Below are 22,437 nucleotides of genomic sequence, written 5' to 3' on the forward strand. Positions count from 1 at the left end.
GCTCAGCACATCTCCAGAAGGAAGCAGTCGACGTCATGCACCATGCCCTCACCCTGGTCCTGTCCATCCTCGTCCTTGCCGCCGTGCTCACTCAGGGCGAGTGGATCTCGCGGCACGTGCGTTACGCCCCGGCGGTGCGTGCTGCCGCTGTCACCATCGTCGCGCTCCTCATCCCGGCCAACGCCCAGGCGCTCTGGGTCGCCCCCGGATCTCCGTTCGCGGTGGTCGTGGCAGTCGCCTCGGTGGCGCTCCTGATCGGTTATGCCGGGGCGATCGTGCTACTCCGCTTCGCCGCCCCTCCGGTGGCGGCGCCACGTCGCATCCTCGCCATCGGGGCCCATCCGGACGATCTCGAGCTTGCCTGTGGAGGTGCGCTGGCCAAGTTCGTCGATGCCGGCCATGACGTGCACGTGCTGGTGATGAGCCGCGGCTCCGTCGGCGGCGACCAGGGCGAGCGCATTGTCGAAGCCCGCCGTGGTGCCAGCTTCCTCGGAGCCCAGAGCGTGGTCGTGCACGACTTCCCGGACACGATGCTGCAGGAGGTTGGTCAGGGGCTCGTCGCTGCCATCGAGGCGGCCATCACACAGGTCTGCCCAGATGTGATCCTCACCCATTCGGCGCACGACCAGCACCAGGATCACGCGGCCGTACACGCTGCGACGCTGCGCGCGGCTCGTACCCAGTCCACGATCTTGTGCTACGAATCCCCGTCGGTCACTCGCGACTTCAACCCGAGTGTGTTCATCGATATCGCCGACTATCTCGACATCAAGGTGCAGGCGGTCCGGATGCACCGGGACCAGTCCGGCAAGCCGTACATGAGCGCCCAGCGGCTGCGCGGGGTGGCGACGTTCCGCGGTGCGCAGGCGAAGCGGCAGTTCGCCGAGGCCTACGAACCGGTCCGGCTGCTCGGATCCGCGGTGGGAGACCTGTGATGCGCGTTCTGGTCACCGGTTCCGGCGGGCCGGCGGGCCGCGCCCTCATCGCGATGCTGGCCGAGCGGGGCCTCGACGTGCTGGGCGCCGACATGGCTCCGGTCATGGGGCTGCCGGTACCGACAAGGCGTCTCCCGGCTGCCGCGGACCCGCTGTTCCTGACCGAGCTGGGCGCGCTGGTTGAGTCGGAGTCGATCGACCTGCTCGTCCCGACAGTCAGCGAAGAGCTGCCGGTCCTCGCCTCGGCGGTCGCGCGTGAACTCTGGCCCCATGCGTGCGGCGTGGTCATCGGGGAGGCCGATGCGGTTCGTGCTGCCGATGACAAGCTCGTCACCGCGCAGCGTCTACGCGCAGCGGATGTGAGCGTGCCGCGGTTCGCGCGGCCCAGCCAGCTCTCGTCCGTGGTTGAGGCGACGTCCTGGTGGGGTGCACCGATCGTCCTGAAGCCGCGGGTTTCCCGTGGCGGGAGGGGCGTGCACCTCCTCAGCTCCGACCGGGATCTCGACTGGCGGATGATCGGCGACGATCAGATCGTGCAGGAGTTCGCTCCAGGGATCGAGTATGCACCGGTGGTCTACCGACCTCGTGCTGGGGCGTCCGGTGATGTGACCGTCGTCCTGGAGAAGAGTGCGGCCGGTGACCGGATCCGCCGCGTGGAGGCGCCGGACGTCGCTGCGCTCGCACTCCGGGCGGCCGGGGCGCTCGGCTTGACGGGGCCGGTCGACGTCGACGTCCGTCGCGACCCGGCGGGACGGCCCGTCGTGCTCGAGGTCAACGCCCGCGTGGGTGCGAACGTCGGGCTCGCTCCGGAGCTCGTGGACGCCATGCTGGCCGACCATGCGCGACTCGCGCAGGAGACCGGGCCGGCGTGGGTGACGTGATCGACGTGGCCGGGGCGGGCGCCTCGGCGGTCCTCCTGTGGGGTGGGCTCGCACTGATGGTCTTCGGCATCGCCAAGCTCGTGATGGTGCCGCTCGCGGTGGCTTTCGAGTGGCGGGAGCATCGGCGCTCACGCCGCGGTCACCACACCCTCCTCAACGAGAAGCCATGGGTCTCGGTGATCGTCCCCGCGTACAACGAAGGGCCGGTACTCAACGGCTGTGTGCGTTCCCTGATCACTAACGGGTACGAGCGCCTGGAGGTGGTGATCGTCGACGACGGATCCACCGACGACACCCCCGCGGTGGCCGCTGAGCTGGCCGCGCGCTACCCGCAGGTGCGCCTGGTGCGGCAGGAGAACGCCGGCAAGGGGGCAGCGCTGAACCGGGGCATTGCCGTTGCGGGCGGGGAGGTCCTGCTGTTCGTCGACTCCGATGGGATCTTCGCTCCCGGCGCGGTGGCGGAGATGCTCCGCGGATTCGATCGCCCGGACGTCGGTGCCGTGTGCGGGGACGACCGGCCGGTGAATCTGAACCGGATCCAGACCCGCCTGCTGGCGATCCTCTCCCACGCCGGCACCGGCATGGTCCGGCGCGCCCTGACGATGATCGGATGTCTGCCCATCGTCTCAGGCAATGTCGGCGCCTTTCCCCGTGAGGTGATCTCCGAGATCGGCGGCTTCGACGAGACCACCGTGGGTGAGGACCTGGAACTGACGTGGCGGGTGCATCGCGCCGGATATCGCGTGGTGTTTCGTCCGCGCGCCCTGGTCTACGCCGAGTCACCATCGACGATCCGTACGCTCTGGCGTCAGCGGGTCCGGTGGGCGCGGGGCCTGCTCCAGACGATGCGCATCCATCGATCGATGATCGGGAACCCGCGCTACGGCGCATTCGGAATCTACCTCGTTGTCAACACCCTGACCATGATCGTGATGCCGCTGCTGCAGCTGCTGGTGCTGACGTCGCTGCCGGTGGTGAGCGCCGTCGGTACCGTCCCTGTTCAAGGTTCCACCGTGGCGGTCCTCGGGTGGCTCGGAATCGCCGTCTCGCTCGTGGTGGTCGGCTTCGCCACGCTGCTCAACCGGGCCGCACGGGATCTGCGCCACCTGTGGACCGTGCCGCTGTGGCCGGTCTACGCGACAGCCCTCGCAGCAGTGATGGCGTGCGCTCTGTGGAAGGAAGCGCGCGGCGGACCTGCGTCATGGAACAAGATGACCCGGACCGGCGTCGTGAGCGTGCAGGACCTGCGCGAGCGACCCGCGCGCGAGCCGGTGAGTGTGCGGGCGTCACCGCCGGTACTGGTGCGCCGTGCTCCCCGCCACCGCCTGGCAGTCGACGCTTTTGGTGAACCTGGACGCACGTATAGGATGCGCGGGCGGGCGGCGTAGCGCCCGGCGCCGAGCCGGCGCGGTGGCTGGCAGGCATGTGCATGTCGGCCACGGCAGGTGAGGAGACGTTGAGTGACGGAGGCCGGCCACGGCGCACTCAGGCGCTCGTCCCTCGTGTCGACGTTCGAGCAGCTGGGGCCCGGGTCGGTGGTCATGATCAGCGGACCATACGGCAGCGGGCGAGGCACGCTGGTCCGGCAGTGGCTGGCTGAGCAGGGGCTGGACTCGGTCTGGTGGAACACCGCGCGTACCCTCCCTCGTATCACCGAGGAAGAGAAGGAGACTTCCGCGGATGTCGTGGTCGTGCGACTGCACGACGGCGGCACGCACGATGTGGAGTCGATCCTTGCCTGCCGCGCGAGGTGGCCGGAGGCGATCCTCGCTGTCATCAGTCCCTATGGGTGGCCCGACGGGTTGCGTTCGGGACCCCTTCGACCCGAAGTGGTCGTCTCGGCGCACGACCTGGCCTTCTCGGCTGACGAGGTCGCCTCGTGGGCATCCGATCTCGGCGTCACGGTCTCCGCGACGCAGACTGCCTCGATCATCGACGCGACCGGTGGGTATGCCGTGGTGGTGGACGCCGTCGTGCGCCGTGCCGCCGTCGAGGGAGGGTACTCTCCGGATACTCTCGCCCGTGGTTGTGACGAGGCGGTATCTGACCTCTCTGCCGCCGCTTCTGGCGGTGTGGTGCCCTGGGATCTGTGGGAGGTGTCGCTGCTCACTGCATTCGGCGGCTCTCTCGCGCCAGTGGTCATCGAGACGCTGTGGGCCCGGGCGCGGCAGGGGCCTGCCGCGCTACGCGTGATGCGGGACAGTGGCGTGATCGCCGATGTGGCCGACGGCAGACTCGGCCTGGCCCCCGGAATCCGGGCAGCGTGCCGGCGCCGGTTCGGCACCGACCTCCCGCACGACCGGCACTGGCAGATCCTTCACCCGCTACTCGACCGGTGGGCGGCTGCTGGTCACCTGGACGATGCCACGACCCTGATGGGAACCACAGATCTGGACGGTGCCCGTACTCAGCTCATGGCCCGGCACTGGACCCGTCTCGCCGAACTTCCCGCGCCCGCCGTGCGGGAGCGGCTCGCGAATATCGGGCCCCATTCCGACCCACATCTGCTCGTGGCGTTGAGCCGCGCGATGATTGATGTCTCCCACCCAGGCCATCCAGGGGAGATCTCCGTGCGCGACAGGGAGCGCGCCGGTGCGCTGCTCGCGGAGGCGACGGCCACCGGAGGGCTCGACGTGCCAGCCGTTGCCATGGCCACGGCACTCCACGCTGTTGTCCTTCGTGCACGCGGGCGCCATGACGACGCCTATGCCCTGCATGAGCACACCGTGGACGATCCCGGGCATGTCGCGTCGGCGCAGGCTGGCGTCACACTCCAGGCGGGTTTGAGTGCGATGTCAGTCGGTGCGTTGCCACGAGCGGGCGAGCACTTCGGTGCCGCGGCTCAGCATGCCAACGAGGCGGGGCAGCCGCCTGTGGCCGCCATGGCCACCGAACTCGAGGAACTCGTGTACATCCTCGGGGCAGACCCGGCGCAGTGGTGGCGGCGCACGAGACTCCAGACCGCGACATCGTCAGGCTGGCACAAGGTCACCCGCCTCGTCCGCCTCGTCCGTGCTGTCCGTACCGTCGACGTGGCAGCGATGCTCGAGGCGCGTGCGGATGACACCGAAGCCGCGACCGTGGACGACCCAGTGGTGATCGACCTGTTCGCCTGGTGCTTCCAGGCGATGGCCCTGACCCTCCTGGACCGCCCGCACGTAGCGCTGACCCACACCCAGGTCCTGCAGACGGCGCTCGCCGATGGTGAACTCTCCGCTTTCGAGCAGCGCATGCTGGTCGTCGCACGGGCCGAGGCTCTCTCAGCGAGCGGCGATCCGGCCGCGGCGCTGGAGTTGCTGGCAGAGCACTATGGCGAACCAGACCATCGCTACGACGTCGAGCTGCTGCGTGCCCGCGCAGAGATCGACAGCGGTGAGTACGCCGCAGCGCTCACCCGGATCGAGCGGACTATCGCCGGGCACGACGGACACCTCGGCAGGCATACGGCCTGGGGACACGTGTTGCTGGCGATCGCCCACCGCGGGGTGGGTTCGGCGCGTGAGTCGGACCGTGTGCTGGAATCGGCGCTCGCGGCCGCGGCCCGCAACGGTCAGCGGCAGCCGTTCGCACGACAGGGCCTGGATGAGTTCGGGCGGCTGATCGCACAGGGACAGCGGCTGGCGCTGGATCCAGTGACGCATCAGTTCCTGACCGAACTGATGTCCACGCGTGACATGCTGCGCGCGGTCACGGCGCCCGTCACGCTGACCACGCGCGAGCGGCTCCTGCTCGAACGGCTCGTCCGGACTGAAGGGGTACGGCGTCTCGCGGGGGAGCTGCACGTCTCGCCGAACACTGTGAAGTCTCAGTTGAGGACGCTCTACCGCAAGTTGGACGTGTCCTCCCGGGCGGAGGCGATCCGGGTGGCGCAGGCGATGAGGCTCGTCCCGCTGACCTGACCCGTCTCAGTCCGCGACCATCAGCGTCTCACCCTCGCTTCACCCTCGTTTCACCCCAGGTGACTCTGGCCCTGCGTCAGGGTGCGGAGTTGGATGGGCTGCGGGTGGCTGTTGTGTGCCACCCGTCGAGAGCACCGCCGGGTGCGGGGGAGGACAAGTTCGTGCACATGGAACGACGGATCGGCCGGCAGGCGGCCGCAGTGGCGGCGACGACGGCCCTGGTCGGTTCGATGATGGTCGCCGTAGCCGGAGCTGCAACAGCGACCACGGGCGACGAGATCACCGGCTCTGTCTGGCAGGACTACGACGCCAACGGGACCTTCGACTCCTACGAGGACGGTCTCGCAGGAATCGAGGTGGTCGCCTATGACGCCGACGGGAACGTGGCCGGGCCGGTCACCACCGCCCAGGACGGGACCTACGCACTCGCGGTGACTTCGGACGCTCCCGGATGGCGAGTGGAGGCGAACCTCCCGGATGGCCCGCAGTGGGACCAGTGGCGACCCGCCGCGGTCGGTCGCGCGGGAGACCCGTCCAACGGGACCACGGTGCAGTTCGTGACGGTGACCGATGGCGCAGGCGTCGATGGGGTGGACTTCTCATTCCACGTGCCGACGGCCTATGTGGAGAACGACCCGCTCGTCTACATCCCGGTGCTGCAGGCTGGGGTTTCCGACGGCGCCTCCGCCGATCTGCCCGGCTCCGCCGTCATCAACTGGACGGCGGAGAACGGTGGCTCACCGGTACCGCAGAGCGGCGTGGTGCCGTTCAGTGAGATCGGGGCCACCAACGGTTCGGCGATGGTGCGCGCAGAGTCCTCCGATGACATTCCCACGGCCTTCGCGGCCGCCTACCTGCGGCGCCACGTGGGCTTCGGTCCTGGCGGCATCGGCGCCATCTACCGCGTGAGCCCGGACGGCGCGGACTGGACGGCACCGACGGCGTCCGCTGAGCTGTATGTGGACGTGACCGACTACGGCATCGATCTCGGCGGACCGGACCCACTCGCCGACCCCACCGATCCCGACGGGCTCCGCCCAGATGTCACGGCAATGAACCCCGGATACGACTGGGCGCGTGATGCCCAGGCATGGAACAACGTCGGACGTGCCGGCCTCGGTCTGATGGCCATGAGCCCGGATGAGCGCTACCTGTTCGTGGTCAATCTGCACAACCGCTCCATCATCCGCATCGATACCGGAGGGGATCCCTCAGCGGCACCGGTCGCGGTTGAGGAGTTCGAGCTGGACGGGACCTTCCCGGACTCCTCCGACGTGCGCCCCTACGGCGTCACGGTGGATCCGCTCACCGGGACCATGTACCTGACGGCGACGGATACGGCCGAGTCCACGCAGGACTACACGGACCTGCATGGCTACGTCTATTCCTTCGGCGCCGAGGCGCCTGGATCCCTGACGCCGGTGCTGGACTTCCCGCTCGACTTCGACCGGGATGACTTCACCGATCACTTTTTCCCGTGGGCCACCGAGCTCAGTGACTACACCTCGACCGACAGTCGCCAGGGCGGGACGGCGCCGGCGGTCCAGGACCATGGCAACGGAACGGTCTCGGTCTTCATGCCGCAGCCGATCGTGGCATCCGCCCAGGTGCTGCACGGTGACCTCGTGCTCGGGGTCCGCGACCTGGCCGGCGACATCTTCGCCATCCAGACGAACCTCTCCGGTGACCCCGCAGACCCGGACGCGAGACTGCTCGCTCACGAGCGGTCGGAGGGCGATGTCTTCATCGCCGCCCCGAACGGAGATGGCACGTTCGCGCTGGAGAACGACGGCGTCCACGCCGGCGTCGTCGGGAACGGGGCGCTCCAAGGAGACCTGGGCCCGGGCGGGCTCCGGTACTTTGACACCGGCTACACCCCGTTCAACCAGGACAACGAGTCCACCGGATCGATCGTGGTGATGCCGAGCCGCCCGGACGGGATCATGACGACCGGCATTCACGTGGCCAACGGCGGTCTGCAGGAAGGTACTCGTCGTCTGTTCCAGGACTCCGGTGCCGCCTACGACCCGGCAGGAGCGCTGATCCGGAGCACCAGTGGAACCATGGTGACGTCCAAGGGCAACGGCCTCGGAAATGCCACCGTGCTCGCGTCGGCCGCCCCGATCGAGATCGGCAACTACGTCTGGTACGACGTCGACAACGACGGTGTGCAGGATCCGGACGAGACACCGGTCGAGGGCGCGACGGTGAACCTGTACGAGGTCGCCGGGGACGGCACCCGGACCCTCGTCAACAGCACGACGACAAACGCGCAGGGTGAGTACTACTTCTCCTCCTTCGACGAGGCGTACCAGCTGGCGACCAACACCGACTACGTCGTGGGGGTGGACAACCCGGACGATTACGCGGCTGGTGGTCCGCTGGAGAACTGGTACCCGACGGTGCCGGACACCGGTGACGACGCCTCGGTGGACGCTGATCGCAACGACTCCGATGGTCTGGTCGAGGAGACCGCTGACGGGTGGTTCCCGTTCGCCGCGATCACCACCGGTGGTCCCGGGGAGAACGACCACACCATCGACTTCGGCTATTCGAACATCGACTACGAGTTCGACAAGCGGACGGTCTCCGGGCCGACGCAGTCTCCCGAGGATGACGGCACCTGGGTACTCGAGTATGAGCTGATCGCCGAGAACACCGGTGCGATCGACGGTGCGTATGGCCTCACCGATGACCTCACCGGTTATGGCGACGGCATCATCGTCACCGACACTGAGGTGGTCTCGGGTCCGGACGGTGCGGCGTTGAACCCGGACTGGGACGGCGTCGATGACATGCGCGTGATCACCGAGGGCATGCCGATCACGGCTGGCTCCACGGTGGAGAACGAGAGCGAGCACGTCTACCTGCTCCGCGTGACGGTCGCGCTCGAGGCTGATGCCGACACGAACGAAGCCCTTGTGGAGGCCGAGCAGCTCGCCTGCCGGGAGGGCCAGACCTCGGGCGACGAGGTGCCTACGACCGGCTTGTTCAACGAGGCCACCATGGAACCGGACAATCACAGCGCGTTCGTCGACGACGAGTGCGGTGAGTTGCCGAAGGTCGTCGTCGACAAGAGCGTGACAAGCGAACCGGCCGTCGTCGACCCAGAGACCAATCCGGGTGAGTACACCATCACCTACGGGCTGACCGTCACCAACGAGACCGACGTGGCCACCACCTATGACCTGACCGATTCGCTCCGGTTCGGTGAAGGTATCGAGATCGTGGAGGGGTCGATCACGACCCGAGCGCTGGACCCGGCCGACACGGTCCTCAACGCCGCCTATGACGGTGTGATCGACGACCTGATCGTCGGCGATGTGCCGATCGAAGGCGGTGCCGTGCACACCTACGAGGTCTCCGTCCACTACACCGTCGACCTACCCGAGCGCGCCGAGGGCGATGTGGCGCCGGATCCGTCGGCCTGCCGGGACGAGGCCACGCTCGACACTGATGAGGTCACGGGTCTGTACAACCAAGCATCCACCTCATTCAATGGGTATCGCGACTACGACGATGAGTGCCGTGAGGTGGGTGAGGTCACCCACGACAAGGAGCTCCTCTCAGCGGATCCGGTGGGTGAGGGCCAGTGGGAGATCCTCTACCAGATCGAGGTGAGCAACGAGGGTGTCGAGCCCGTGGGCTACGACCTGGATGACGAGTTGCACTTCGGCGAGGGCATCGAGGTGGTGAGTTCCGCCGTCACCGGGACCCCGGACGGGGTGACCCTGGCGGACCCGGCGTGGAACGGGCAGGAGAACACCCGGATCGTCTCCGAGGTCTCGATGCCGGGCACTGACGATGAGGGATATACCCCGCACGTGTACGAACTGACCGTGCTGGCGGACGTGCCGCTGAACTTCGCCGATGCGGTCGACGGCGTTGACCCAGCGACGTGTGGCGAGGGTGTGGTCGACCATGCCGACCCACAGGCACGCGCGTTCCTCAATGTCTCGCACCTGAGGGACGAGGCGGGTGCGACCGAGGACGACGACGCGTGCGCAGCGCCGCCGGAGCTGGTGATCGACAAGACTGTAGACGCCGGATCTCCGGTGCCGCAGGGCGATGGCACCTGGTTGGTGACGTACGGCCTTGAGGTGTCCAACACCGGCGGCATGGCCGGGGAGTATGACCTGGTCGATGTGCTGCTGTTCGGTGATGACGTCGAGGTGCTCAGCGCCGGGGTGACGACCGCTCCTGAGGGCGTGGATGTCAACGATTCCTGGACTGGAAGCGAGGCGGAGCTGGGTGGTTCGCTCATCGCCGCCGATGTACCGCTCGATGCCGGTGCCGTGCACTCCTACGAGGTACAGGTGGCCGTCACCGTCGCTGACCCGTCCGATCCTGAGTCGGTGAGTGCGGCGTTCACGTGCCCCGAGCCAGGGTCACGGGAGAGCGCCGGACTGAACAACCAGGCGGTGATCGGGCACAACGATCTGAGTGCTGACGATGTGGTCTGCCCCGAGCCGGCCGTGATCGTGATGGACAAGACCATCTCGTACGGGCCGGATCTGGACGCCAACGGCCACTACACGATCACCTACCAGATCGAGGTCACCAATCCGGGGGAGAACGAGACCCTCTACGATCTGGCCGACGAGCTCCACTACGGCGACGGGATCGAGGTCACCGATGCAGACGTCACCTCAGCTCCCGACGGCGTCCAGGTGAACCCTGCATGGACGGGAACGGGTAACGATCTGGTCATCGCTACGTCAGTTCCTCTCCCAGGCGGAGCAACACATGTCTACACTGTCATCGTGACCGGAATGATCGCCGAGTCTGCGCTGAGCGTAGCCACGATGGCTTGCCCACCCGCCGAGAGCGCGGGAGAGAGCGGGGGCTTCTTGAATGTTGCCACCGTCACCGGGGCGGGCATCGTGTTGCAGGACGATGCCTGTGCCAGCCCGCCCGACGAGCTCCCTACCACCGGAGCCGACGGTATGGGCGCCCTCGCGGCACTCGCCGCCCTGACCGCGATCACCGGTGCGGTGCTGGTGGCACTCCGATTCCGGAAGGGACGGATCGACTGACTGCACCGCCCATGATCGGCGGAAACCGCACCTGCCCCCTAGCGGTGACCGTCGCCCGGATCCGGTTCCAGACCAGCTCCCCTGCATGGTCTGGGACCGGATCCACCTCACACCCATCCGTCGGCCGAACCCGTGCCGGCCGGTGGCTTCGGGCGGTGGCCGGCATGCTCCTGCTGGTGCTTGCCCTGACGGCCTGTGCTGGTGAGACGACGCGCCCGTTGACCACGGCGGAGTCTGAGCTGCTGGCCCTGACGCGGTTCCGCAATTTCGACGCCGGCGTGCGCAGCGTCTCCTTCGCGGTCACCGATGCTGGGACGCGCTACGAGATCGACGCCTGGGTCGATTTCCAGGCCGGAGCAGGGTATGGGACGGTTCAGCTGCCGGACGCCGAGGAGTCAGCACTCCTCGCGTGGACCAGTCAGGGCGTCGCCACTGCGGCAACCGCTCCGACCGGTCCGGCGCCGCTGCCTCCCCCCACTCAGGGCTGGACATCGTCGGAGCTGCTGCCCGGGCAGTCTCGATTGCACGCTGTGCTGGCTGTGCTCCTCAGCCTCGGTAGCGATCGGCCCGACAACCCGGTGCTGCTCGCCCAGACCGACGCTCGGTGGCTGCGGGAAGACTCCGTCGCGGGCACTGCGGTGACAGTCTTTCGAGGGCCGTCGTCAGATGCCCCGGCCGGGGCCGGCAGCACCACCGGCACCCCCGCCCCGTCCGGGCCGGATGAGAGCGGGGCAGCCGAGGTGCGCTACTGGGTGGCCGACGACGGCGTCCTGCACCGGCTCGAGGTCAGCCTCGGGGGTGATCAGGACGCGGTGGTCATCGACCTCGACGATGCCGATGTGACCTTCGACCTCTCCCAGCTGCAGTGACAGTCCTCAGGAACTGAACGCCTCCACCGGTGGGCACGAGCACACGAGATTGCGATCCCCGTGCGCCTGGTCGATCCGGCGCACCGGCGGCCAGTACTTCGCTGCGCCCACCCCGGAAGGGAACACCGCCTCCTCCCGGGAGTACGGATGCGTCCACTCCGCCGCGATCGAGGCTGCCGTGTGCGGTGCGTTCACCAGCGGGTTGTCCTCGGCCGGCCACACGCCCGCCGCCACCTGCTCGGCCTCGGCCTTGATGGAGGCCATCGCCGCCACGAACCGGTCCAGCTCGGCGAGATCCTCGGACTCGGTCGGCTCCACCATGAAGGTTCCCGCCACCGGGAAACTCATCGTGGGAGCGTGGAAGCCGAAATCGATCAGCCGCTTGGCCACGTCGTCCACCGTGATTCCGGTGGCTTCCTTCAACGGCCGCAGGTCCACGATGCACTCGTGCGCCACCCGGCCATGGTCCCCGGTGTAGAGGATCGGGAAGTACTCGCCGAGCCGCGCCGCCAGGTAGTTGGCACCCAGCACGGCAGCGTCGGTGGCCTCGGTCAGCCCCTCCAGACCCAGCATCCGGATGTAGGCCCACGAGATCGGCAGGATGCCTGCAGAGCCGTAGGGCGCCGCGGAGACGGGACCAGCACCTCGCGATCCGCCTGCGGTGCCCTCCTCGCCCTGGGCATACTCGTGCGAGGGAAGGAACGGTGCGAGGTGCGCCTTCGCGGCCACCGGCCCGACGCCGGGTCCCCCACCTCCGTGCGGGATCGCGAACGTCTTGTGCAGGTTCAGGTGCGAGACGTCCCCGCCGAGATCCCCGAATCGTGCGTGCCCGAGCAGCGCATTGAGGTTCGCGCCGTCGATGTAGACCTGCCCGCCCGCCTCGTGCACGGCCGCGGTGATGTCCAGCACGTCGTGCTCATACACCCCGTGGGTGGAAGGGTAGGTGATCATGAGCGCCGACAGGCTCTCCCGGTGCTCGGACACCTTGTTCCGCAGGTCCGTCAGGTCCACGTTGCCCATCTCGTCGCACGCCACGACCACCACCCGCATCCCCGCGAGCACCGCCGAGGCGGCATTCGTACCGTGGGCGGAGCTCGGGATGAGACAGACGTCCCGGGCCGCATCCCCGCGGGACCGGTGGTAGCCCCGGATGGCGAGCAGACCGGCCAGCTCTCCCTGTGAGCCCGCATTGGGCTGCAGGGACACGGCGTCGTACCCGGTCAGGTCCGCCAGCCAGTCGGCCAACTGGTCGATCAGTTCCAGGTACCCACCAACGTCCTCAGCCGGTGCGAACGGGTGGATGCGGGAGAACTCCGGCCAGCTGATGGCCGCCATGGCAGCGGCGGCGTTGAGCTTCATCGTGCATGAGCCGAGCGGGATCATCCCCCGGTCCAGGGCGTAGTCGGAGTCGGCGAGGCGCTTCAGGTAGCGCATCATCGCCGTCTCGGAGTGATGGGTGGAGAACACCGGGTGGTCGAGGTAGTCCACCTCCCGGCGTAGTGGCGCCGGAACGGGCCACCCTTGATCGCCGGCCGGGAACGAGCCGAACGTCGCGAAGGCACGCTCGCCCGGCCCGCCGAACGCTGCGGCCACCCGGTGCAGATCGGTGTGGGTGGTCGCCTCACCCACCGAGATCCCGACGGTGTCGGCATCCACCGGCAACAGCTGCACACCCAGGTCGTGGGCGGCGGCGATCACCTCGCCTGCCCGGCCCGGTACGTGCACACGCAGGGTGTCGAAGTATGGAGCGTCCACCACCGCGTCGTCGCTGCCGGCAAGAGCCTCCACCAGCCATGACCGCAGCAGTGCCGTCTTGCCCATGACGTCCTCGGCGATCGCCCGCAGCCCGTGCGGCCCGTGATAGACCGCGTACATCCCGGCCATCACAGCCAGCAGCACCTGGGCGGTGCAGATGTTGGACGTGGCCTTCTCGCGTCGGATGTGCTGCTCGCGGGTCTGCAGCGCCAGCCGGTAGGCGAGGTGACCGTCCGCGTCCTTGGACACACCCACGAGCCGCCCCGGCAGCTGCCGTTCCAGCCCCTGCCGCACCACCATGTACCCGGCGTGCGGGCCACCGAAGCCGAGGGGAACCCCGAACCGCTGCGTCGACCCGACCACCACATCGGCGCCCATCGCCCCCGGGGAGGTGAGCACGGTGAGCGCCAGCGGATCCGCCGCCACCACGGCCTGGCCACCGGCGGCATGCAGCGCATCGATCGCCCCGGACGGATCCCACACCCGCCCGGACGCACCCGGGTACTGGATCAGCCCACCGAAGACCTGATCCGGCAGCGCTTCGCCGCCCGCCAGATCCACGTCCACCAGCTCGATACCCAGCGCTTCGGCACGGACGGCGAGCACCGCCCTCGTCTGCGGCAGCACGTCGGCATCCACCACGAAAGTCGCAGGAGCCTTGCGCACCGCACGGCGGGCCACCAGCATCGCCTCGGCCGCTGCGGTCGCTTCGTCCAGGAGGGAGGCGTTGGCGGTCGGCAATCCGGCGAGATCGGCCACCATCGTCTGGAAGTTCAGCAGCGCTTCCAGCCGGCCCTGGGAGATCTCGGGCTGGTAGGGGGTGTACGCGGTGTACCAGGAGGGGTTCTCCAGCACGTTGCGCTGAATGACCGGCGGGGTGATCGTGTCGGAGTAGCCTAGGCCGATCATCGGTGTGAGCACCCGGTTCCGGGAGGCGAGGCCGCGCAGCTCGGCGAGTGCCTCGGCCTCGCTCGCCCCCAACTCGGGGACGTGCGCACCGGCGGCACCCAGCCCGCGGATTGCCGCGGGCAACGCGGAGTCCACGACGGCGTCCGCTGCCTCCCGGGGCGCCTCGCCTGCGCGGTGCTCACCCAGGCCGATCGCTGCCCCCATCGCTTCCTGATCGGCTGAGGAGGTGCCGATGTGGCGCTCGGCGTACTGGCCGTGGAGGACTGTGTCGCTCAAGAACCGCTCCCCGTCATCGCGAGGTAGGCGTCGCGGTCCAGCAGTCCGGCGGCGACGTCGGTCACCCGCACCTTGATCAGCCACCCGTCCTCGAACGGGGAGGAGTTGACCAGGTCAGGGTTGGCGTCGACCTCCTCGTTGACCTCGATCACCTCCCCAGCCACGGGCGCGTACAGGTCGGAGACGGACTTGGTGGACTCGATCTCTCCGATGGCCTCGCCGATCGTGAGCATGCTGCCGACGTCGGGCAGGTCCACGTAGACGACGTCCCCAAGCTGCTCGGCGGCGTAGTCGGTGATGCCGATCGTGGCGATGTCGTCGGTGATCTCCAGCCACTCGTGCTGGGCGGTGTACTGCAAGGTGGTCAGGTGGTCGGTCATGATGTTCTCCGGTAGAAGGGCGGGGTGGTCAGCCTCGCGCGGATGGGTGTCCCGCGCACGTCGATGATCAGGTCGGCTTCGGGGTCCTCGGCAACAGCGCAGTCCACGTAGGCCAGCGCAATCGGGTGCCCGAGAGTGGGGCTCAGCGCACCGCTGGTGATCTCGCCGACCACCCGGTCGCCCTGGCGCACGGCGTAGCCGGCACGCCCTGCCCGGCGCCCCTCGGCGACCAATCCCACCAGGACTCGCGCCTGCGGGCGCGGCTCCAGGGCCGGTTCGCCGATGAAGCCTCGCTTGTCGGCGGGGATGACTCGGCCCAGGCCGGCCTGTGCCGGGACGATGTCGCGGGAGAGCTCGTGGCCGTACAGCGGCATCCCGGCCTCCAGTCGCAGCGTGTCCCGTGCGGCCAGCCCGGCCGGGACCAGGCCGTGAGACTCACCTGCTGCCAGCAGTGCGCGCCACAGTGACGCCGCGTGCTCGGCGGCGACGTAGAGCTCGAACCCGTCCTCACCGGTGTACCCGGTGCGCGCCAGCAGCAGCGGCGTCGTCCCGGATGTGCTGCCGCGGTGCCCGCCGCCGGCGCTGCCGTCACCACCGACGCCACGGTCACCGGGGGTGAAGTTGTGGTCGGTTTTCGCTCGATTATCGACGCCCGGCTCACCGGGGGTGAGGTTGGCGTCGGTGTTCGTCCGATTATCGACGCCCGGCTCACCGGGGGTGAGGTTGGCGTCGGTCCAGGCATAGTTCTTCACCTCGGCCAAGGGCATACCCAGTCCGGAGATCGTTCCGTCTGCCACGACCTCGTCGAGGATGGTCACGGCGCGCGGGCCCTGCAGCGCGAGCAGCGCGTAGTCGTCCGAGCCGTCGGTCACCGTGACGTCGAAACCGTCGGCCCGTGTGGTCAGCTCAGCCGCCACCACCTCCCGATTCGCGGCGTTGGCGATCACCAGGAACTCCTGCTCCTCGAGCCGGTACACCACCAGGTCGTCCAGGATCCCGCCGTCGGGGGCGAGCAGCATCGTGTACTTCGCGCGCCCGACCTTCACCGCCGAGAGCCGCCCGGCGAGCGCGAAGTCGAGGTACTCCCCGGCCTGCGATCCGCGCACGAAGATCTCGCCCATGTGGGAGATGTCGAACAGCCCGGCCGCCTCCCGCACAGCGGTGTGCTCGGCGCGGTCGGAGGTGTAGCGCACCGGCATCCACCACCCGCCGAAGTCCGTGAAAGCAGCACCGAGTGCCTCGTGCTCGGCCCGCAGCGGCGTCTCCCGTGGCGCGCCCCCGTCCGCCTCGGCTCCAGCGTCAGCCCCATCCATGGAATCGCTCGTCGAATTGGTCACGCCATCCTCCTCGATCAGCACTCGACCACGTTCACGGCGAGCCCGCCAGTGGCAGTTTCCTTGTACTTGTCACTCATGTCCTTGCCCGTCTGCCGCATGGTCTCGATCACCTGGTCCAGTGACACCCGGTGCGTACCGTCTCCCCACATGGCCATCTTGGCGGCATTGACCGCCTTACCGGCGGCGATTGCGTTGCGTTCGATACACGGAATCTGCACCAGACCGCCCACCGGGTCACACGTCAGCCCGAGATTGTGCTCCATCGCGATCTCGGCGGCGTTCTCCACCTGTTCCGGCGTCCCGCCAAGCACAGCCGCCAGGCCACCGGCAGCCATCGAGGACGCCGATCCCACCTCGCCCTGGCAGCCCACCTCGGCGCCGGAGATCGACGCGCGCGCCTTGTACAAGGACCCGATCGCAGCCGCCGTGAGCAGGAAGGTGACGGCGATGTCGTCCCGGGCTGCGCCGTCGGCGCATACGGCGGGGGAGTAGTACGTGGCGTACTCCAGCACCGCCGGGATCACCCCGGCCGCGCCATTCGTCGGTGCTGTGACCACCCGCCCACCGGCCGCGTTCTCCTCGTTCACCGCCAGGGCCACCAGATTCACCCACTCCTGTGCGAAGCCCGGGTCACGGTCTGGATCCTCCGCCTGCAGCCGCGCGGCCCAGGCAGGCGCCCGACGGCGCACCTTCAGCCCGCCCGGGAGCTCCCCTGAGGCGGCCGTCCCGCTCGCGACGCACTCGGTCATCGCGTCGCGGATGTGCAGCACCCCCGCCCGCACCGCGGCCTCGGCCCGGTCAGGCGCCTCGCCGCGCAGGGCGATCTCGTTGCGCAGGGCGATCTCGGCGATACTCAGGCGCTCGCGGGTACACAGCGCCAGCAGCTCCGCGGCCGTTCCGAACGGGAGCGGCACCTCGCCGGCCATCTCGGGATGGTGACCGGTGCGCACAGGCTGAGGGTCGCCGTCGGGAGTCTCCCGCACCACGAAACCTCCGCCCACGGAGTAGTAAGTCTCCTCGGCCACCTGGTGGCCAGCGGCATCGCGTGCGCACAGGCGCAGGGCGTTGGTGTGATGGGCGAGCACGGTGAGCGGACGCATGACGATCTGGTCGGGGCCGAAGGGCAGCGAGATCGTGCCGCCCAGGAGCACGGTGCGCTCGCGGGCGATCCGGTCCGAGCGCTCGATGACCTCACGGGTGCTGACCTGATCGGGGGCGCACCCCTCGAGGCCGAGCAGCACCGCCGTCGGGGTGCCGTGCCCGTGCCCGGTGGCGGCGAGGGAGCCGAACAGTTCCACCTCAAGGCTCGCCACATCGGTAGGGTCGGCGATCCGGGTGGTGAAGTCGCGGGCGGCGCGCATCGGACCGACAGTGTGCGAACTGGACGGGCCGATCCCGACCGTGAACAGGTCGAAGACGCCCACGTAGGCGGGGGGCGGTGACGTCATCGAGGAACTCCTGGGTCGGGTGCGCAGGGTGCGGCCTGAGTTCCTCCCGCTCTGTCTTGTGCCTGAGAGATTGTGCAGATCGTGCTGTCTGCTTGCCCCGTCGGCGGGTGCCCTGGTCGCAGCCAGTCACCACTCTCCAGAGTGACCTACCGCCACGGTGCGTGGGCCTGAGAGTTTCCCGGGAGGATTTGCTCCTACGGCAGCCGCGGGATGCGGCGTTCTCCCATGGCGGGTAGACGGTCGATGATGTTGTGTCGGTCAGTGTAGCGGGGGTGGGGGCGCTCCAGCAGGTCGGGCGCGATGGCGTGCGAACACAACTGACGGCCCACAGCGACTCCGTGCCACATCTGGCACGGAGGCCCCGAGGACCGTCGGTTCCGTCCGGCTACTCTCCGTCGAACCACGACCGGTGCTGCCACAGCAGAGCGCTGCCCACCCCGATCCACAGCACCGGCACGATGACCTGCGGGCCAAGGACCTGGTAGACCAGCGCGAGCACGCACCCGAAGGTCGTCACCGCGCCGAGCAGCAACAGGCCGTACATCGCGGGCTTCCGGCGCCTGAGGACCCCGACGGCGCAGGTGATCGACAGACCGGCCGCGATCAGGAGAGTGCCGCCGAGCAGCGGGACAACGGTGGTGCTGTGTGCGCCCAGGGGTCCCAGCTGTTCCGGTGCCACACTGCCGAGCGCCAGCAGGCCGCCGCCTAGCAGGGTGAGGACGAAGGTGCCCAGGAGTGTCATGACTGCGACAGCGGTGATGCCACCGGGCCGAGCGGGTTGGTCGCGACGAGCCGGCGTGGTGGGTCGGTGTGCGCTCATCGGGCCCTCCGCTCGTGCGTGGCGCAGATTCTAGCGACTCCGCGCAGTCGACCGTCGAGCCGGTGGACCTGACGGATCATGTGCTCAAAGCCGACAGCGTTGTTTGGCGCTGAGCCCGTCGATCTGCGCGTCGTTCCCTCGGCAATGGAGGCCGTCATAGCTCCTGGACTCTCTCATGGAGATTGCCATCGCCGGGCGCATCTCCTTGTCCTGGGGTCGAGCCCGTACTATGGTGGAGCCAGACAACGTTGTCCCAGCGTTGCGCAACGTCACGAAGAAGTGGCAGAGAGGAGAGTCCCATGCGGAGGTTTTCCGCGGTCTTTTTACCCAGCGCGCTTGTGCTGGGCGTGCTTGGCCCGGTTTCAGGTGCTGCGGCCGAGTCTGTGGTTGATCCGTTGGATCTGGGGTTGAGTGGTCCGGATCAGCAGCGGTCGATGAGTTTGCCGGAGTCTCGGTTGGTGTTGAATCCGCAGAACTTCTATTTGCCGGAGTCGGAGGTTGAGCAGAACACGGGGCCGTCGATGCCGTTGGGTGCGGGGTATTACGCCCATGATGAGGCGGTCACGATGCCTGACTTCTTCGAGTTGTTCGAGGGGGCTGCTGGGGATCCGCCGGTGTTGGCTGATGATCCGAGTGGGATCGAGGTCGGGTTTGCTGATGAGTTTGATGAGTTTTCGGATGAGTGGGTGCCCGAACCCGGTCTGGACGTGAGCATCGTTGATGGTGTGGCGCACCTGTCGGTGTTGCCTGATTCGCCGGTTCCGTGGCCTGCGATGGCTCGTGAGGTGACGGTGGACATGGATGTGACGCCGGTGCTGCGGGTGGCGTTGCCGTCGGTGAGTGGGCAGTGGGCGTTGAAGCTCAATGATGGTGCTGATGTGGATATCGAGGTTCAGCCGGGTTCTTCTGCTGGGGGTGTGCACAGTTTCGACCTGAGCTCGATCACGGGGTGGGGTGGTGAGCAGACGTTCACGATCAAGTTCTTCGCGGTCGGTGGTGATGCGCAGATCCAGATGGACAGTCTGCGGTTGCAGGGCCAGCAGGCTGGTTTCGTCGACAACTTCACTTCCGAGACGTTGGAGTGGGATGTTGGCGCGGGTATGGGCGCTGAGGTTGCTGATGGTGCGTTGACGTTGTCGGTGTTGCCGGAGAACCAGTACGGCTATGGCGCGATTCAGCGCGGGGTCGATGTGGATCTGGATGAGTTCCCGGTGTTGCGGCTGGCGTTGCCGAGCACGTCCGGGGACTGGGCGTTGAAGGTGAGCGCTGGTGGTGGTGCGGATATCGATCTGGAGGCGGGTTCGAACGAGTCCGGTGTGCATAGCTTTGATGTTGTTGCCGCGACCGGCTGGTCGGGCTCGACATCGTTCACGATCAAGTTGTTCGCTGTTGGTGGTGGCGCGCAGATCGTGGTGGACAGTGTGCGCTTGGTGAGTGCGGCGCAGGGTCAGCAGTGGGTCCACGGTGCTGATGAGTACGAGAACTTCTGGTCCCCGGCCTCGCTGGACTTCTCCGCGACCTACCCCGGCGGAACTGTCGTCCAGGGCGCAGACACCATGGTCGGTCACGATGGCATCGTGCGTGAGCTGGAGATTGACGAATCGGCCGGTGATGGCCAGGTGCTCCGCGTGGGTGGATCCTTCGTCGGGTCGGTGAGCGTTGACGCACAGGCGGGCGTGCTCACCGTGGTCGGCGACCACATGCGGTATGCGATCGCGATGCCGGGTCTGGATGAGGTGTTCTTCTTCGAGTCTCGTGACGAGATGCTCGCCGGGGGTCCCGCATCGAGTGAACCCACGTCCCGGATGGGCGTCTGGGTGGCTGCTGTTGATCCGGGCGCTTCGTCGGTGCGGATCGGCGCTGGGTTCTCCGTCGACGATATGGCGGAGGCAGTGACTCGTGCGCAGGAGGCGGCGAGTACGCCGGTGGCTGACGCTCGTCAAGAACTCGTTGACTTCTGGGCCGAGGCGTTGGCTGGGGTGCCGCACCCGGATGACTTCGACCTGCGCGCGTTGCCCGAGGACGGGGGCGTGAGCGCACAGGAGGTGCGCAGTGCGTATTACCGGGCGTTCGTGGCGTTGTATTCCAACGTGTTGCCGCCTCAGCCCGAGACTGGGTTCGCCTATCGCACGGTGGCGACCGGTAAGCCCTCGATGTGGAATCACGGGGCGGACGGGGCGCGATCGGCGGCGGCGTGGGAGAGCTTCATCGGCGTCCAGTTCCTGGCCTATATCGACCCGGAAGCGGCGTGGGACTCCTACAACGGCTTGATGTCCTTGGTCGATGCTGAGGGAACGTTGGGTGGGGAGAGTTTGCCCAGCCGCAAGGCTCAGGCCGCGTGGGTGCTGTATGCGATGACCGGGGACGAGAACGAGTTGGCGACCAGCTACGACTCGCTGATCCGGTTGCTGCAGTGGCAGGCCGAGAACCCCCGCTGGGTCTACGGCGCCTACGACCACCCCGGCGAGCGGGATGCTGAGTTCGTCACCTCGCTGATCGTGGACGTCGACTTCGGTATCCAGATCGCTGAGGTCCTGGGCCACACCGAGGACATCACCATGCTGGCGGACCTGCGCGCGGAGCTCCTCACCGGATACGAAGACCACTACTGGGACACGCCGACTCAGAGCCCACCGCGGCAGTACTACTTCCCCGGTGACCCGAGCTGCGGTCCTCGCGGCGGGTGTTACGGCAACCTCTTCCAGACCGCTATGGCACTGCATGTGGACGGTTTGGACGACGAGCGAATCGGCGCACTGAAGGCGTTCGTGGACGCGTCCTACGATCCGGACGAGCAGTTCGCCGGCTTCGCCGACGTGAAGTACACCAACATGTCGTACACGCTGTATGGGCTGCTGGAGAACGGTGAGGCCGGGCAGGCGGAGACCTTGGTCAATGCTGTACTGCGAGAGATCATCAGCAGCGGGTCCTTCGCGGAGGCCTACAACCCGTCGCCGGAGGGCGCGATCCCGGTGGGGGTGCGGCCGTCGATCTTCGGCCTGGCAGCGGTGATCGACTCGGTCTGGATCAACAATGGATACCGGATGGATCTGGGTACACCGCATGCGGTCGTGACTCCTGAGGTCGACGGTGCCGTGCAGGGCATTGCCTATCGAGGTCAGGAGCTGAACGTAGCTGCGGATGCTGCTGCTCAGGAAGTGGTCTTCTCCGGTAGCGCTGTCGCGTCGACCGAGGGATGCAACACCATCACCGGAGTCGCAATCGGCTCCACCGTCCCCCTTCCCACCGAATGCGAGGGTGGTACCGATCCGGACCCGACCGACCCGACGGACCCGGATCCGTCCGATCCTGGAACCGGGCCCGAGCCCGCTTCGGAGGAAGACTTGACCGACGACACTCGCGGCGAGGTGAACGTGCCCGCCACGGCTCATCGGGGCGAGACGATCGAGGTCGGTGTCCCGAGCGCGGCCGGCGAGCGCGTCCATGTCTGGCTGCAGTCGGACCCGACGCTGCTGGTCTCGGGAACGGTGTCTGCCGGCGGGACGATCAGCGTCACCATCGCGGCCGATGCCAGCCTCGGCGACCACAAGGTCGTCGTTCAGGCCAACGATGGGTCACTGATCGGCTGGGCACCGCTGGAGATCGTCGAGGTGCCGACCACTGGCGGGGACGGCACCAGCGATCACGACGGGCTGGCCGACACCGGAGCCGGTGGTGTGCACCTTGCCCTGGTGGCACTGAGCGCGCTGCTGCTCGGTGGCCTGGTGCTGGTCGTCCGGCACCGAACGGTCATCGCTCGCAACTGAGCAGTTCCGGCGTCGATCCGACCCTCCTGGCCGGATCGACGCCGGAGCACGTGCTGCTCACGGGCTTGCCCTGCGGGCAAGCCCGCTGTCGTTCCCATCGTTGGTCGAGCCACGCTGTTGTGGCA

The 22,437-nt window shown here is 67.9% G+C and carries 12 protein-coding genes and 2 riboswitches; of the genes, 7 read left to right on the forward strand and 5 right to left on the reverse strand.

Annotated elements, in window-relative coordinates:
* Window positions 1-35: 35 nt before the first annotated feature.
* From IM660_RS01455 to IM660_RS01480, 6 genes are all read left to right on the forward strand, one after another.
* Window positions 36-935 carry a PIG-L deacetylase family protein gene (locus IM660_RS01455; RefSeq protein ID WP_193497680.1) on the forward strand — a complete coding sequence of 300 codons (900 nt, stop codon included), beginning with the start codon at window positions 36-38 and terminating at the stop codon, window positions 933-935.
* The gene (locus IM660_RS01460; RefSeq protein WP_246465084.1) at window positions 935-1,816 is read left to right on the forward strand and encodes an ATP-grasp domain-containing protein; all 882 of its coding nucleotides are present in this window, start codon (window positions 935-937) and stop codon (window positions 1,814-1,816) included. The genes IM660_RS01455 and IM660_RS01460 overlap by 1 nt, the downstream gene beginning before the upstream one ends.
* Window positions 1,804-3,204 carry a glycosyltransferase family 2 protein gene (locus IM660_RS01465; protein WP_246465085.1) on the forward strand — a complete coding sequence of 467 codons (1,401 nt, stop codon included), beginning with the start codon at window positions 1,804-1,806 and terminating at the stop codon, window positions 3,202-3,204. The genes IM660_RS01460 and IM660_RS01465 overlap by 13 nt, the downstream gene beginning before the upstream one ends.
* 72 nt (window positions 3,205-3,276) lie before the next feature.
* Window positions 3,277-5,715, forward strand: coding sequence for a LuxR C-terminal-related transcriptional regulator (locus IM660_RS01470; RefSeq protein ID WP_193497682.1), 2,439 nt, complete (start codon window positions 3,277-3,279; stop codon window positions 5,713-5,715).
* A 59-nt stretch (window positions 5,716-5,774) separates the two neighbouring features.
* On the forward strand, window positions 5,775-10,751 hold the full coding sequence (locus tag IM660_RS01475) for an SdrD B-like domain-containing protein (protein ID WP_193497683.1): 4,977 nt from the start codon (window positions 5,775-5,777) through the stop codon (window positions 10,749-10,751).
* Window positions 10,752-10,915: 164 nt separating this feature from the next.
* Complete coding sequence (locus IM660_RS01480) at window positions 10,916-11,620, forward strand: hypothetical protein (RefSeq protein ID WP_193497684.1); 705 nt, start codon at window positions 10,916-10,918, stop codon at window positions 11,618-11,620.
* Between the two features lie 6 nt (window positions 11,621-11,626).
* On the opposite strand, the gene gcvP is transcribed toward IM660_RS01480, so the two are convergent.
* From gcvP to IM660_RS01505, 5 genes are all read right to left on the reverse strand, one after another.
* Window positions 11,627-14,488, reverse strand: a complete 2,862-nt coding sequence (gcvP, locus tag IM660_RS01485; protein ID WP_246465362.1) for an aminomethyl-transferring glycine dehydrogenase — start codon at window positions 14,486-14,488, stop codon at window positions 11,627-11,629.
* A 68-nt stretch (window positions 14,489-14,556) separates the two neighbouring features.
* A complete protein-coding gene (gcvH, locus tag IM660_RS01490; RefSeq protein ID WP_193497686.1) occupies window positions 14,557-14,940 on the reverse strand; it encodes a glycine cleavage system protein GcvH in 384 nt (127 codons plus the stop codon).
* Entirely contained in the window at window positions 14,937-16,277 is a 1,341-nt protein-coding gene (locus tag IM660_RS01495) for a glycine cleavage system aminomethyltransferase GcvT (RefSeq protein ID WP_425503852.1), read from the reverse strand. The genes gcvH and IM660_RS01495 overlap by 4 nt, the downstream gene beginning before the upstream one ends.
* Window positions 16,278-16,291: 14 nt before the next feature.
* A complete protein-coding gene (locus tag IM660_RS01500; RefSeq protein WP_193497687.1) occupies window positions 16,292-17,725 on the reverse strand; it encodes an L-serine ammonia-lyase in 1,434 nt (477 codons plus the stop codon).
* Between the two features lie 41 nt (window positions 17,726-17,766).
* A riboswitch (glycine riboswitch) is annotated at window positions 17,767-17,870 on the reverse strand.
* Window positions 17,871-17,961: riboswitch (glycine riboswitch) on the reverse strand.
* A 149-nt stretch (window positions 17,962-18,110) separates the two neighbouring features.
* Window positions 18,111-18,545, reverse strand: a complete 435-nt coding sequence (locus tag IM660_RS01505) for a hypothetical protein (RefSeq protein ID WP_193497688.1) — start codon at window positions 18,543-18,545, stop codon at window positions 18,111-18,113.
* Window positions 18,546-18,844: 299 nt separating this feature from the next.
* On the opposite strand from IM660_RS01505, the gene IM660_RS01510 reads away from it, so the two are divergent.
* A complete protein-coding gene (locus IM660_RS01510; protein ID WP_193497689.1) occupies window positions 18,845-22,312 on the forward strand; it encodes a hypothetical protein in 3,468 nt (1,155 codons plus the stop codon).
* The last annotated feature ends 125 nt before the right edge of the window (window positions 22,313-22,437 follow it).

This window comes from Ruania alkalisoli, from assembly GCF_014960965.1.
GTDB lineage: Bacteria > Actinomycetota > Actinomycetes > Actinomycetales > Beutenbergiaceae > Ruania > Ruania alkalisoli.